Origin of the sequence: Microbispora sp. ZYX-F-249 (assembly GCF_039649665.1) — a bacterium.
Classification (GTDB): Bacteria; Actinomycetota; Actinomycetes; order Streptosporangiales; family Streptosporangiaceae; genus Microbispora; species Microbispora maris.
In genome coordinates this window covers 1-13,955 of sequence record NZ_JBDJAW010000044.1, presented here as the reverse complement: position 1 = coordinate 13,955, position 13,955 = coordinate 1, and the positions used below count along the sequence as shown (strand labels likewise).

At 71.3% G+C, this 13,955-nt stretch carries 12 protein-coding genes; 4 read left to right on the top strand and 8 right to left on the bottom strand.

Annotated elements, in window-relative coordinates; genetic code table 11:
* Positions 1-43: 43 nt before the first annotated feature.
* From AAH991_RS33825 to AAH991_RS33805, 5 genes are read right to left on the bottom strand one after another with little or no spacing between them, the layout of a single operon-like run.
* Positions 44-1,060 carry an ABC transporter ATP-binding protein gene (locus AAH991_RS33825; protein ID WP_346229998.1) on the bottom strand — a complete coding sequence of 339 codons (1,017 nt, stop codon included), beginning with the start codon at positions 1,058-1,060 and terminating at the stop codon, positions 44-46.
* Positions 1,057-2,088 carry an ABC transporter ATP-binding protein gene (locus AAH991_RS33820; RefSeq protein WP_346229997.1) on the bottom strand — a complete coding sequence of 344 codons (1,032 nt, stop codon included), beginning with the start codon at positions 2,086-2,088 and terminating at the stop codon, positions 1,057-1,059. Before AAH991_RS33820 ends, AAH991_RS33825 begins: the two co-directional genes overlap by 4 nt.
* 2 nt (positions 2,089-2,090) lie before the next feature.
* On the bottom strand, positions 2,091-2,993 hold the full coding sequence (locus AAH991_RS33815; protein WP_346229996.1) for an ABC transporter permease: 903 nt from the start codon (positions 2,991-2,993) through the stop codon (positions 2,091-2,093).
* Positions 2,990-3,997: an ABC transporter permease gene (locus AAH991_RS33810; protein ID WP_346229995.1), complete on the bottom strand. Its 1,008-nt coding sequence runs from the start codon at positions 3,995-3,997 to the stop codon at positions 2,990-2,992. The genes AAH991_RS33815 and AAH991_RS33810 overlap by 4 nt, the downstream gene beginning before the upstream one ends.
* 3 nt (positions 3,998-4,000) lie before the next feature.
* Positions 4,001-5,815: an ABC transporter substrate-binding protein gene (locus tag AAH991_RS33805; protein WP_346229994.1), complete on the bottom strand. Its 1,815-nt coding sequence runs from the start codon at positions 5,813-5,815 to the stop codon at positions 4,001-4,003.
* 256 nt (positions 5,816-6,071) lie between these two features.
* Here AAH991_RS33805 and AAH991_RS33800 point away from each other — a divergent pair, with 256 nt between their 5' ends.
* The 3 genes from AAH991_RS33800 to AAH991_RS33790 are packed head-to-tail and all read left to right on the top strand — an operon-like array spanning position 6,072 to position 8,955.
* On the top strand, positions 6,072-6,272 hold the full coding sequence (locus tag AAH991_RS33800) for a hypothetical protein (protein ID WP_346229993.1): 201 nt from the start codon (positions 6,072-6,074) through the stop codon (positions 6,270-6,272).
* A gap of 2 nt (positions 6,273-6,274) precedes the next feature.
* Positions 6,275-7,423 (top strand): urease accessory protein UreH domain-containing protein, encoded by a 1,149-nt coding sequence (locus tag AAH991_RS33795; RefSeq protein WP_346229992.1) that lies wholly within the window; start codon positions 6,275-6,277, stop codon positions 7,421-7,423.
* 59 nt (positions 7,424-7,482) lie between these two features.
* Positions 7,483-8,955: a sel1 repeat family protein gene (locus AAH991_RS33790; RefSeq protein WP_346229991.1), complete on the top strand. Its 1,473-nt coding sequence runs from the start codon at positions 7,483-7,485 to the stop codon at positions 8,953-8,955.
* Positions 8,956-8,980: 25 nt separating this feature from the next.
* Here the strand turns inward: AAH991_RS33790 and ald are convergent, their stop codons facing one another.
* The gene (gene ald / locus AAH991_RS33785; protein WP_346229990.1) at positions 8,981-10,096 is read right to left on the bottom strand and encodes an alanine dehydrogenase; all 1,116 of its coding nucleotides are present in this window, start codon (positions 10,094-10,096) and stop codon (positions 8,981-8,983) included.
* A gap of 67 nt (positions 10,097-10,163) precedes the next feature.
* Positions 10,164-11,546: an aspartate aminotransferase family protein gene (locus tag AAH991_RS33780; RefSeq protein ID WP_346229989.1), complete on the bottom strand. Its 1,383-nt coding sequence runs from the start codon at positions 11,544-11,546 to the stop codon at positions 10,164-10,166.
* Positions 11,547-11,791: 245 nt separating this feature from the next.
* Between AAH991_RS33780 and AAH991_RS33775 the strand changes: the two genes are divergently transcribed.
* Positions 11,792-13,144 (top strand): M20/M25/M40 family metallo-hydrolase, encoded by a 1,353-nt coding sequence (locus AAH991_RS33775; RefSeq protein ID WP_346229988.1) that lies wholly within the window; start codon positions 11,792-11,794, stop codon positions 13,142-13,144.
* A gap of 103 nt (positions 13,145-13,247) precedes the next feature.
* Here the strand turns inward: AAH991_RS33775 and AAH991_RS33770 are convergent.
* Positions 13,248-13,955: pectate lyase (locus AAH991_RS33770; RefSeq protein WP_346229987.1), on the bottom strand; the 708-nt coding region annotated here is incomplete at its 5' end.

Here is a 13,955-nt window from a genome sequence, read left to right as displayed (position 1 = left end):
TCGTCCCCGTCGTTGGAATCCGTCTCCCTCGTCCCGTCCGGGCTCACCGGCGGCTCACCGGCACGGCGACCACGCTGCGGCGTTCGGGGTGGAAGCAGGCGTGCCGCTGCGGCGTGCCGCCGTCGTGACCCAGCACGGGCCGCTCCCGCTCACACCGCTCCGTACGGAACGGGCAGCGCGGCGCGAACAGGCAGCCCCCCATGTGGTCGCCCGGGTGGTCTCCCGGCGCCTCCACCGGCACGACCCGCTGCTCGCCCGGCGACTCCAGCCCGTGCAGCACCGGGATGGCCGACAGCAGCGCCTGGGTGTAGGGATGCACCGGCGCCGAGATGACGGTCTCGACCGGGCCGCGCTCGACCACCTGGCCGCGGTAGATGACGTACAGCTCACCGTCGGCGCCGATGTAGCGGGCCGTCGCCACGTCATGCGTGATGAACAGCACGCTCACCCCGAGCCGCTCGCGCAGGTCCTTCAGCAGAGCGAGGATGCCCAGGCGCAGCGACACGTCGATCATCGAGACGGCCTCGTCGGCGACCAGGACCTCGGGATCGACGGTGAGCGCGCGGGCGATCACCACGCGCTGGCGCATGCCGCCGGAAAGCTGGTGGGGATAGCGCGGCAGCACGTAGCCCGGGTCGAGCCCGACCAGCCCGAGCAGTTCCGCCGCCCGCTCGTCCGCCCACGCGCGCGGCCGGCCCGTCTGCCGCGCCCGCAGCGCGAGCGGCGCGGCCAGCGCCTGGTGGATGGTGCGCGTCGGGTTCAGCGCGGAGTACGGGTCCTGGTGGACGAGCTGGACCCGGCGGAAGTACGGCTGCCGCCTGCGGTGGCTCAGCGACGACATCGCCACGTCGTCGATGACGATCTCCCCGGAGTCGCAGGTCTCCAGCCCGGCGATGATCCGGCCGAGCGTGGTCTTGCCACAGCCCGACTCGCCGATGAACGACACGGCCCCGCCCTTTGGGATCGCGAAGTCCACGCCGCGCAGCGCCGGGACCTCCCGCGCGCCGAGCACGCCGCCGCGCTGCCGGAACGTCTTCGTGATGCCGGTCCCGCCGATCATGGCTGGTCCTCCCCCGTCGCGGCGGCCACGGCCCGCCTGGCCCCCTCGTCGTCCCGTACGGCATGGCAGGCCGCCGACCTAGAGCCCCAGGTCACGATGGGCGGCCTGCCGGTCTCGCACACGTCCATGCGCAGCGGGCAGCGGTCGCGGAACACGCACCCGCCGGCCGGAACGTCGGCCAGCGTCGGCGGGCGGCCCGGCAGGGCCCGCGCCTCGCCGATGTCGCCGACCAGGCGCGGGATGGCCCCGAGAAGCCCCCGCGTGTACGGGTGGCGCGGCCCGGCGAGCACCTCGCGGGTCGGGCCGTGCTCGACCACGCGTCCGCCGTACATCACGGCGAGCCGGTCGGCGACCTCGGCGACCACCCCGAGGTCGTGGGTGATGACGAGCGTGGTGAGCCCGCGCTCGGCGTGCACCTCGCGCACGATCCGCAGGATCGTCGCCTGGGTGATCATGTCGAGCGCGGTCGTGGGCTCGTCCAGCACGACGAGGCGGGCGTTCAGCACCAGGGCCAGCATGATGCCGACCCGCTGGCGCATGCCGCCGGACAGCTCGTGCTGGTAGGAGTCGAGCACCCGGGCGCCGTCCAGGCCCATCCGGCCGAGCAGGCCACGGGCGTCGGCCAGCAGGCCGCGCGGGTCCTCGACGCCGTGCGAGCGCCCCAGGTCGAGCACCTGTTTGCCGACCGTCTTGAGTGGGTTCAAGGAGTTCTGCGCCGCTTGGAAGACGTACCCGACGTGCCGGCCCCGGGCCCGCCGCAGTGCCTCACCGCCGAGCGCCACGACGTCGCCGAGGCCCTCGATCTCGACGCTGCCCGCCGCGATCCTGCCGGGCGGCTGGACGGCGTTGAGCAGCGACAGCGCGAGCGTGGACTTGCCCGAACCCGACTCGCCGACCACGCCGGTGATCGTGCCGGGCGCCAGATCGAGGTCGACGCCGGACACCGCCGGGAGCTCTCCCGCCGGGGTGCGGTAGACCACGGTCAGCCCGCGGACCCGCACACCGGGAGGACCCTGCTCGGAGGCCATGGTCACTCCTCCCGCAGCCGTGGGTTGAAGATCTCGTCCATCGCGTCCACGATCAGCACGATGCCGAGCGTGAGCAGCAGGATCGCCAGCAGCGGCGCCAGCAGGTACGGCAGCGCGGCCGTCGTGGTCAGCGCGCCGCCGCCGAAGACGGCGAGGTTGAGCATGACCCCCCAGTTGTTGGCCTCGAACGGCAGCACGCCCAGGAAGAACAGGCCCACCTGCGCGTAGACCGCGCCGGTCACCGCGATGAGCGCGTTCATCGCGATGTACGGCGCCATGCCGGGCAGCAGCTCCCTGCCGACGATGTGCGTGGTGGACAGGCCGAGCCCCCGGGCGGCCTCGATGAACCCGCGCTCGCGCAGCGACAGCGTCTGCGCCCGCACGGCCCGGGCCACGCCGCCCCAGCCGAGCAGCCCGAGCACCAGGCCCATCTCGACGGCGCCGGTGAACTTCCACACCGTCGACAGCACCAGCAGCAGCGGCAGGCCGGGGATCGTGAGCTTCATGTCGGTGAACCGCATGAGCACCGTGTCCCAGCGGCCCCGCCGGAACCCCGCGAACAGCCCGATGCCCGCGCCCACCACGACCGTGATGACGGCCGTCACGACGGCGGTCAGCAGGACGTACCGGGTTCCGGTCACGACGAGGGCGAGCACGTCCGTGCCCTCGAAGTCGGTGCCGAACGGATGCCGCGGGCTCGGCGCGGCGTAGAGCGCGCTCGTGTCGCGGGGCAGCGGGTCGGGGTAGAGCAACGGCCCGAAGATCCCCATGAACGCGAACACCACGAGGATGACCGCCCCGGCCATCCGGCTCGGCTTGCGCCGCATGACCCGCCAGACGCCCCGCCAGAAGTTGCGGCGCACGGCCGCGGCGGCGCCCGCCTCCGGCACGATCGTGCTTGTCATGCCGTCTCCCCTCCGCTGCGCACCCGGGGGTCGATGACCGTGTAGAGCAGGTCGGCCGCGATGTTCGCGACGACGACCGCCGTCGTGATGAGCAGGAACGCCCCGCCCATCAGCGAGTAGTCGCGGTTGTTGACGCTGTCGATGAGCATCAGCCCCAGGCCGGGATAGTTGAAGATGCGCTCGATGAAGATCGCGCCGCCGAAGAGCAGGCCGAGCGAGAGCGCCAGGATCGTGAACAGCGGCAGGATCGCGTTGCGCGCGACGTAGCGGAAGATGATCGACCGTTTCATGCCGCGCAGCTCGGCGGCCAGGATGAAGTCGTCGCCGAGCACGGTGACCACGCTCGACTTCATCGCGAGGATCCACCCGCCGTAGCCGGCCAGCGCGTACGTGACGACCGGCAGGGTGGCGTGCTCGACCAGCGAGCCGATGTAGTCGGCGGTGAAGCCGGGATCGATCATGATGTCGGCCGTCCCTCCTGCCGGCAGGATCGGGATCAGCGTGGTGAAGATCGCTCCGAGCAGCAGCGCCAGCACGTACTGCGGGACGCCGTGCAGCAGCGATCCGGAGATCGCGAGGAGGTCGCCCAGCACGCCGGTCCGCTTGATCGCCGCGTAGACGCCCATGACGACGCCGGCGAGGAAACTCAGCAGCGTCCCGGCGAGCACCGGGATCACGGTCCACTTGGCGGCGGAGAACAGCACGGTGGACACCCCGGCGCCGGGCACGGACAGCGACTGCCCGAGGTCGAGGTGGGCCAGGCCGCCCATGTAGTCGAGGTACTGCTCCCACAGGCCGCCCTTCGGCGTGAAGCCGTACAACGCCTCGACCGCGCGCTGCGCGGCGTCGGGGGCCATGCCCTGCTCGACGAGCTTCTGGTAGCGCGCCGCGAGCGGGTCGCCGGGGACGCTCCTGATGATCAGGAAGCTGATCGTGGTGACGACCAGGATCATGACGAGCCCGCGGGCCACATGGCCCGCGAGCCGCCGGAGGAGAACCGCCATCGACTACTGCTTCTTCTTGATCAGGCCGAGCTGGATCCAGACGCCGGAGGGCTGGCGCAGCAGGTCGCTCTCGTCCTCCGGAAAGCCGGTGAAGCGGTTGGTGTTGACGAACTGGGTGTTCACGTAGTCCCACAGCTGGATGACCGGGAGGTCCTGGTTGGCCGCCTTGGCGAGCTTGGCGATGACCGCCTTCTGCTCGTCGCCGCCGACGGTGTTGAGCTGGGCGGTCAGCTCACCGGGGTTGACCGTGCCGACGCCGTCGACGTCGATCGTCTCGGGGCCGCCCATCCAGTTGCCGTCCTTGCCGGGCGCCGAGTGCTTGACCTTGCCGCCGAGGATGTTCCAGCCGTTGGAGGTGCCGTACAGGCGCTGGAAGATGTTGTACGGCGCGGGGCCGAGCGCGATGAGCCAGAAGCCGAGGTCGTACTTGCCCTCGGCGAGCTCGGACAGGTAGAGCGGGTAGTCGGCGGTGGTCACCACCTCGGCGTCGACACCGGCCGCGGTGAGCTGGCTGGTGATGGCCTTGGCCGCGGAGACCCAGTCGGAGAACGGCGCCGGGATGTGGATCGTCACCTTCCAGGGCTTGCCGTCGGCCATCGCCCACTTGCCGTCCTTCTTCCGCAGGCCGGCCTCCGCGAACTCCTTATCGGCCCTGGCCGTGTCGAGTCCGTACGGGTCCAGCACGTCGAGGTCGGCGCCGAGCCACTCTTTGGCGGCCTTCTGGTGGATGCCGGAGGTGGTCACGGCCGCCGTGCCGCCCTCCGGGGAGGCGATTCGGGTGACCTCCTCACGGTCGATCAGCGAGGCCAGCCCGCGCCGCACGTGCACGTTGTCGTACGGCTTCTTCGCCTGGTTGAACGCGAGCGAGACGGCCACCGGGGAGTAGCCCTTGACGACCTGGTTGCCGGGCGTCGCCTTGATGCGCTTCATCACGTCGGCGGGCACCGCGGTGAACGGCGCGTTGTCGAGCGTGCCGGAGGTCAGGTAGTTCCAGATCTGCTCGTTCCCTGTGGTGTTGAGCAGCTTGAGCTGGTCGGGCGCGACGTTGGCGGCGTTGTAGAAGTTCGTGTTCTTCACCAGCAGCGCCTCGCCGGGGTTCATCCGCTTGAGGACGAACGGCCCGGCCGACACGTCCTGGGGCGGGGCGAACGCGAGAACCTTCTCCGACAGCGCCTTGATCTGGCCGCGCGCCGCCTCCGCCTGCGGGCCGTCGCCCCGGGCGGTCTCGAGCGTGTCCCAGAAGTCGGCCGGAACGACGCTCTGCCACACGTGCTTGGGTACCACGAAGGCGTCCATGACCCCGCGTACGAACGTGACGCTGGGGTTCTTCATGTCCTGCGTGATTCTGATGGTCGCGTCGTCCACGACTTCGACGTCCGAGGCGGCGCCGGCCGCGCCGGGGTCGACCGCGAAGGCGGTGCTGCCCTGCGTGTAGGCCAGCCCGATGGAGAACTTCACGTCCTCGGCGGTGACGGGTTTGCCGTCCGACCACTTGTTGCCCGGCTGCAGGTGGAGGGTGATGGAGGAGTTGTCCGGCGCGATGTCCCAGCTCGCCGCGATGCCCGGGTAGAACTGGTTCGGATCGGTGAGGGTGTTCTTCGCCCAGGCGATCCTCATCGCGTTGTAGCCCCAGAACGCGTTGCCCTTGGGGTTCCACGGGTTGATCGGCGCGTTGACGTCGAGCGACGGCTTGTTGAGATCGACCGTGGTGTAGACGCCACCACCGCCGCCGGTGGAGTTCCCGTTCGTGCCGCCGCCGCTGCAGGCCGCGACGGCCGTGAGGCTGAGCAACGCCGCGACCGCTGTCAGACGTTTCATTGACCGCTCCGGGGGGTGTGCTGATGCGGATCTTGTCCGGACCTTATGCGCGGGCCCAAGGGTCGGTCAATAATCTGCAAAACTCGTGAGGGTTCTGCAACTTTCCTTCATTCAGGTCACGGCGAAACCAAGCATCATGATCGCTCCGCCGGAAGTGGCGGACTTCTCTCCGGCCGGTCAGCGAACTGTTACTGGTCGCCTCCATTCGATCACATTACGTTGCGAGCAAAGACCCCGCCGTACGAGGAGGACTGGCGTGAAGTCCATCGCCCGATTCTGTGGCAACTGCAGCTGCGGCTGCCCCGAGCTGTTCGTGGACGCCGCCGCCCCGGCCGAGCGTCAGGTCGTCATCACCGACGACTTCGGCCAGAAGGTGGAGATGAGCCTCGACCAGCTCGGCTCGCTCGTGGAGGCGGCGAAGACCGGTGCGCTGGACGACCTCGCGCTCACCGGCTGACCGTGAACTCGGCCGCCCTGTTCGCCGGGGGCCTCGCCGCCGGTCTCGCCGCGGGCACGGCGTCGTGCGCCGCCGTCCAGGGCGGCCTCCTCATCGGCCTCGTCTCTCCTCGCAGAGATTTCGCCTCTCCCCCCGGGAACACGGACGGGCCATCCTCCGCCCTCCCCCCGGTGACCGCCTTCCTCGTCGGCAGGCTGGCCGCCCACACCGCGCTCGGCGCGCTGCTGGGGCTGGCGGGTGCGGCCGTCCGGGTCGGCCCGGGCACCCGGGCGGTGCTGCTCGTCGCCGCCGGGACCGTGGTGGTCGTCCTCGCCGTACGGATGCTCCGCCGGCGTCACGAGGCGGGCTGCGCACCGGGGGGAGAAGGTCCCGAATGCACTACGGGAAGCGGACCCTCACCGGGCCGCCCGTGCACGGACCCCGGGCACGGGCAGGCGTGCGCGCCCGCGTACGGCACGGCCCCGGCCGCCCGCGGGGCCGTGCCCCCAGGCACGACCGCACCTTGGAACGTCACCCGGGGCGGCGCGCGCTCCCGCACTCTCGTACGGGCGGCCGGGCTCGGCATGGCCACGATCTTCGTGCCCTGCGGCGTCACGGTCGGCATGGAGGTCGTGGCCGTCTCCGCGGGTTCCGCGTCCGGGGGCGCGGCCGCGCTCGCGGGGCTCGCCCTCGGCACCGCTCCCGCGCTCGCCGCGCTCGGGCTGCTGGTGCGCACGCTCGCCTCGACCAGGCTGGCGGCCCTGGCGGGGATCGCGGCCCTGGCCGCCGGGCTCTTCACCGTCGGCTCCGGCCTGCGGCTCGGCGGCTGGCTGCCGGACCTCTCACAGGCGCGGTTCGGCTCCCCCGCCGCCGCCGCGGGACGTGCCCTCACCGGGACCGACGGCGTCCAGCGGCTCACGATCTGGGCGACCGCCGAGGGTTTCCGGCCCGGCATCGCCGTCGCCGCCGCCGGACGTCCCGTCGAGATCGCCTTCAGGACGAGGGACAACCGGGGCTGTACGCGCACGCTCGCGATCGACGACCGCGACGTCGTGCTCCCCGTGACCGGCGAACGCGTGGTACGGCTCGCGGCCCGTCCGGAGGGGCGGCTGCGCTACGCCTGTGGGATGGGAATGTACGTGGGCTTCGTCAGGTTCGAGCGCGTCCCATGACGCCAACGTCTTACCAATAACCCTCCGTGACGACTCGGTTACGTGTCACCCTGTCTCCCATGACACTAGTGGGAGCGACGGAGGCGACCGCGTGGCCCGGGATACCGGTCCCGCGTACCCCTGAACCCCTGGACCCGGCCGAGGCGAACCTGCTCGACAGGGCCCGCGACGGCGACCGCGACGCGGCGCACCGGCTGGGCCGGCTGTGCGCGGAGCGCGACGACCGACTGGGCGCCCGGCACTGGTGGGAACGGGCGGCGCGGGCGGGCAACGTCGACAGCGCCTACAACCTGGGGCTGTGGCACCGCACGCACGGGACGACCGAGGAGGCCATCGGCTGGTTCGAGCTGGCCGCGGCCACCGGCGACGCGGACGCGGCGACGAACCTGGCCTCGCTGCTGCTGGAGCGGCGCGGGGACACCGACGCGGCGCGTACGTGGTTCGAGCGGGCGGCCGAGGACGGCTCCCGCCACGCGGCCCGGCGGCTGGCGCTGCTGTGCGAGGACCAGGGCGACGGCATGGGCGCCCGGCGCTGGCACTTCAGGGCGGCCGTGGACGGCGACCTGCGCTCGGCCCACGACCTGGGCTTCCTGGGCTACGCCGCGGGCGACGAGGCCGAGGCGCTGCACTGGTGGGAGTACGCGGCGCGCGGCGGCCACGCGGAGGCCGCCTATCACATGGCTCTGCTCCTGCACGCGGCCCGCGACGAGAAGGGCGCGGAGGCGTTCTACCGGCTCGCCGCCCGCGCCGACCACCCCGGGGCGGCCTTCCGCCTCGGCGACCTGGCGCTGGGCCGGGGTGACTTACCCACCGCGCGCGCCTGCTTCGAGCGGGCGGCGCGCACCGGGCGGCCCGACGCACGGCGGATGGCCGGTCTCGTCTGCGCCCGGATGGACGACAAGCAGGCGGCCGCCCACTGGTACGAGCGGGCCGCGGCCGACGACCCCGAGGCCGCCTTCCGCCTCGGATTGCTGCTCGTCGCGGAGCACAACGACCTGAAGGGCGGGCGCCACTGGTTCAGGCGGGCGGCCGAGTTCGGGCATCACGGCGCGATGGTCGAGCTGCGGACGCTGCTGCCCCTGCTCGGCGCGTCCCCGGAGGCAGAGGACTGCCTGATCGACCCGCCCCCGCCCCACTGGAACCGGCCCGCGGAGCCCGCGCAGGCCGCGCGCGCCGAGCTCGCCGTGGCGGCGGCCCGCAGGCGCGGCGATTCCGCGGCGGAGCCCGCGGACCTGGTCGAGATCCTCGGCACCTGGGACCTGGTCACCGGAGACCTGATCGCCGGAAACCCGGTCATGGGCGGTCCGGCCGGCGGCGGCCTGCCGGACGCGGACGAGACCGGTCCGGCGGACACCGTGGGACGGCTCGCCCGGGTGAGCGGACTGCACCGGGCCGCGATCGAGCATCTCGGCCTGGTGCGCGCCACTCTGCTGCGGCCGGGCACGGCCCCCTGGCCCACCCCGGCCGAGGTCGAGCATGTGCTCGGCACCGCGAGGGACCTGCGCAGACGCCTCGACCTCGGTCGTACCTGACGAATCAGGCCCTGGCGCGCGTGGCTCAGGCGGCGAGGATCTCCGCGACCGGCGTGTACGAAAGGTCGTGCGCCACCGCGACCGGCTGGTTGGTGAGCACGCCGGCGTGGGTGTTGAGGCCGAGGCCGAGCGCCGCGTCGCCGCGCAGCGCGTCCTTCCAGCCCTTGTCGGCGATCTTGACGACGTAGGGCAGGGTGGCGTTCGTCAGGGCGAAGGTGGAGGTGTTGGCCACCGAGCCCGGCATGTTCGCCACGCAGTAGAACACCGACTCGTGCACCCGGAACGTCGGGTCGTCGTGCGTGGTCGGGCGCGAGTCCTCGAAGCAGCCGCCCTGGTCGATGGCGATGTCGACGAGCACCGAACCCGGCTTCATGCGGGAGACCAGGTCGTTGGAGACGAGCGTCGGGGCCTTCGCGCCCGGGATGAGCACGGCGCCGACGACCAGGTCGGCCTCCAGCACGGCCCGCTCGATCGCGTAGGACGTGGAGACCAGCGTCTTCAGCCGGCCCTGGTAGATGGCGTCGATGTGGCGCAGCCGGTCGATGTTGACGTCGAGGATCGTCACGTCCGCGCCCATGCCGACGGCGACCTGCGCCGCGTTGAGGCCGGAGACGCCGCCGCCGATCACGACGACCTTGGCGGGGGCCACGCCGGGCACGCCGCCCGGGAGCACGCCGCGGCCGCCGTTGAAGCGCATCAGGTTGTACGCGCCGACCTGGGGGGCCAGCCGGCCCGCGACCTCCGACATCGGGGCCAGCAGCGGCAGCCCGTTGCCGACCTGGACGGTCTCGTACGCGATGGCGGTGGTGCCGGCGGCGAGCAGCGCGTCGGTGCAGGGCCGGGAGGCGGCCAGGTGGAGGTAGGTGAACAGGATCTGGTCCGCGCGGAGACGGTGGTATTCCTCCGCGACCGGCTCCTTGACCTTGAGGATCATGTCGGACTCGGCCCACACCTCGTCGGCGCCCTCGACGAGCTTGGCGCCGGCCGCGAGGTACTCCTCGTCGGTGATGGAGGAGCCCAGGCCGGCGCCGCGCTGGACGCCGACCTCGTGACCGTGACGGACGAGCTCGTGGACGCCGGCCGGTGTGGCGGCGACGCGGTACTCGTGATTCTTGACCTCGGCGGGCACGCCGATCTTCATGAGTTGTGTCCTTTCAGGCGGTCACTCGTCACGGTCGCCCCCTACCCGGCCGAACGAGCTCCATGGTCTACAGGCGGGCCCACGCCTCGGTGAGCACCGAACGGAGAATCGACTCGATCTCGTCGAACTCCTTGGGGCCGCAGATCAGCGGCGGGGCGAGCTGCACGACCGGGTCCCCTCGGTCGTCCGCCCGGCAGTACAGGCCGGCGTCGTACAGCGCCTTCGAGAGGAAGCCGCGCAGCAGGCGCTCCGACTCCTCCTCGTTGAAGGTCTGCTTGGTGGACTTGTCCTTGACCAGCTCGATCCCGTAGAAGTAGCCCGAGCCGCGGACGTCGCCGACGATCGGCAGGTCCTGCAGCCGGTCGAGAGTGGCCTTGAACACGGGCTCGTTGGCCGTGACGTGCTCGAGCAGGCCCTCCCTCTCGAAGATGTCGAGGTTGGCCAGGGCGACGGCGGCCGACACCGGGTGGCCGCCGAAGGTGTAGCCGTGCGCGAAGGTCTCGGTGCCGCTCTTGAACGGCTCGAACAGCCGCTCGGAGACGATCATCGCACCGATGGGCGAGTAACCGCTGGTCAGACCCTTGGCGCAGGTGATGATGTCCGGCACGTAGTCGAACTTCTGACCGCCGAACATCGTGCCCAGGCGGCCGAAGGCGCAGATGACCTCGTCCGACACAAGCAGCACGTCGTGGGCGTCGCAGATCTCACGCAGCCGCTGGAAGTATCCGGGGGGCGGCGGGAAGCAGCCGCCGGCGTTCTGCACCGGCTCGACGAAGACGGCGGCCACGGTGTCCGGGCCCTCCATCTCGATGGCCTTGCCGACCTGGTCGGCGGCCCAGCGGCCGAACGCCTCGGGGTCCTTCTCCAGACCGGGGAAGCCGGAGATCTCGTCGGCGCGGTAGAGGTTCGTGTTGGGGGCCTTGATCGCGCCGGGCACCAGCGGCTCGAAGACCTGCTTGAGCGCCGGGATGCCGGTGATCGACAGCGCGCCCTGCGGGGTGCCGTGGTAGGCGATGGACCGGCTGACGACCTTGGTCTTCAGCGGCTTGCCCTTGAGCTTGTAGTACTGCTTGGCCAGCTTCCAGGCCGACTCGACGGCCTCGCCGCCGCCGGTGGTGAAGAAGACGCGGTTGAGGTCACCGGGGGTGAGCTCCGCGAGCCGCGCGGCCAGCTCGGCCGCCTTGGGGTGCGCGTACGACCACAGCGGGAAGAACGCGAGCTCCTGTGCCTGCTTGGCGGCGGCCTCGGCCAGCTCGGCGCGGCCGTGGCCGACCTGGACCACGAACAGTCCGGCGAGGCCGTCGAGATACCGCTTGCCGTGGATGTCGTAGACGTAGGCGCCCTCGCCGCGCACGATCATGGGCACCTCCCCTCCCTCGTAGGAGGAGTGGCGCGTGAAGTGCATCCAGAGATTGTCCTGTGCGGCCTTGAGTACGTCGGGGCGCGTCATCGCAACCTTCCCTCAGGTGATCCGTCGCTGGAGACAGTTTGCATGCCACTTCCGCGTTTTGCCAAGTGATTACGTGGCTGCACTGTGGAAGAAGTTCGGATTCCGCTACATCGACATGTAACGGCAACGAAATCCGTCAAGGTAGATTGAGACCGTCCGGACGTGGAAGATGGGCCCGCCGGACCGTGTGGTCAAATGGGGTCCACCGAACGCCGGGAAGATCCACGCACATCCGGGAGAACGCCGTGACACCTGAGGAGATCGAGCGCGCCGTCGAGGAGGGCATGCCGCAGACGGTCGAGGATCTCAAGCGCCTGGCCGCCATCCCTTCCGTCGCGTTCCCCGGTCACTCCGAGGCCCCGGTCCTGGAGGCCGCGGCGCTCGTCGAGCGACTGCTGCGCGCCGCCGGTCTCCCACACGTCCGGCAGATCCCCATCGAGGGCAGCTTCCCCGCCGTGTTCGCCGAGGCGCCCGCGCCGGACGGCGCCCCGACCGTGCTGCTCTACGCGCACTACGACGTCCAGCCCGCCGGTGACCTCGCGCTGTGGCGCACGCCGCCGTTCGAGCCCACGGTCGTCGACGGGATCATGTACGGCCGGGGCACGGCCGACGACAAGAGCGGCGTCATCACCCACGTGGCCGCGCTGCGCGCCTTCAACGGCCGCTTCCCGGTCGGCGTGAAGGTCATCATCGAGGGCCAGGAGGAGTACGCCGGCGAGCGCCTGGAGGCGTTCGTCGAGGCCAACCCCGACCTGCTGCGCGCCGACGCCATGGTCATCGCCGACGTCGGCAACCCCGAGGTGGGCGATCCCGCGCTCACCACGTCGCTGCGCGGCATGGCCGCGTTCACCGTGGAGGTCCGCACGCTCGCCGAGGCCGTGCACAGCGGCGCGTTCGGCGGCGCCGCGCCCGACGCGCTGGCCGCGCTCATGCGCATGCTGACCGCCCTGCACGACGACCAGGGGAACGTCCGGGTGCCCGGCCTCGAACCGGGGACCTTCCCCGGCGAGGCGCCGGCCGAGGAGGAGTTCCGCTCGCTCGCCGGAGTGCTCGACGGTGTGTCGCTGGTCGGGGACGGCTCGCTGTCCGACCGGCTCTGGGCGTCGTACGCGATCACGGTGACCGGGCTGGACGTGCCGACCGTGACCGGCGCGATCAACGCGGTCCAGGCGGTGGCCCGGGCCCGTGTCACGATCCGCATCCCCGCGAGCGGGAACGCCAGGCAGGCGCTGAACGACGTGACGGCCTTCCTGGAGAAGGTCGCGCCGTGGGGGGTCAAGGTCTCCTTCGGCGACTTCGTCAGCGGCTCGGGCTTCCAGATCGAGCCGGGCGGCCCGGCGATGAACGCCGCGGAGCGCGCGCTGGAGCGCGCCTTCGGCCGGGCGCCGCGCCAGGTCGGTCAGGGCGGCTCGATCCCGCTGGTGGCGGCCCTCGCCCGGCAGTTCCCCAAGGCCGAGATCCTGCTGTACGGCGCCGAGGACGACGGCGCCTCGATCCACGCCCCCAACGAGCGGGTGGTGCTGGAGGAGTTGCGCCGCGTCGTCACGACCGAGGCCCTCTTCCTCGCCGACTACGGCGGCTGGCACGGCGCCGCCTGAGCCGCCGCGCCGCAGGCGCGGCAATTCAACACAGAAGGCCCGGTGGCTGGGGGGGGACCACCGGGCCTTCCGTTGTTCCCGCCTGCGCGGGGCGTGGGGGCGCTTACTTGTAGGTGATGTCGGAGGAGCTGTAGAGGCAGTTCGTGCCGTCGGGACCCTCACCGATCTTGGAGGGCTCGCTGCCCTTCGGGACGCCCTTGTACTTCTCGCAGATCACGATCTTGTGGCTGGAGTCGTTCACGATCGTGATGTTGGAGAAGCGCGCGGTGTCGCCCCAGTTGGTGTTGATGCCGGCCAGCGTCTTGCCGGGGGTGGTCGCCACGATGTTCGACATCTGGACGTGACGCTGGTAGGAGTTCGTGCAGTTGCCGCAGGCGCGGTAGAGCTTGCCGAAGTTCTGCACCTGGAAGTTCTTGATGATCATGGTGCCGGGGCCGTTGTGCTGGAACACCTTGTCGGATGCGCTCTTCGCCCCGCCGCCGTCGATGGTCATGACCTGCGACGACGAGCTGCCCAGCAGGGTGGCGGCGTCCTCGCCGACGTCCTCCCACCAGACGTTCTGCAGCGTGCAGCTGCCCAGGCAGTGGATGCCGTCGGCGCCGGGCGAACCGATGATCACGTTCCTGAGCGTCGCGCCGTTGGCCAGCTCGAAGATCGGCTTCTGGCTCTCGCTCTGCCCGCCGTCACCCATGCTGCCGCTCGCGTAGTAGCGCTTCAGGCCTCCGTCGAGGCTGCCGGAGACGCTGATCGTGCTGGTGACCGCCTGTGAGCCCTGCGGGCTGGGCCAGCCGGACGGCGGCGTCGGGCTGGT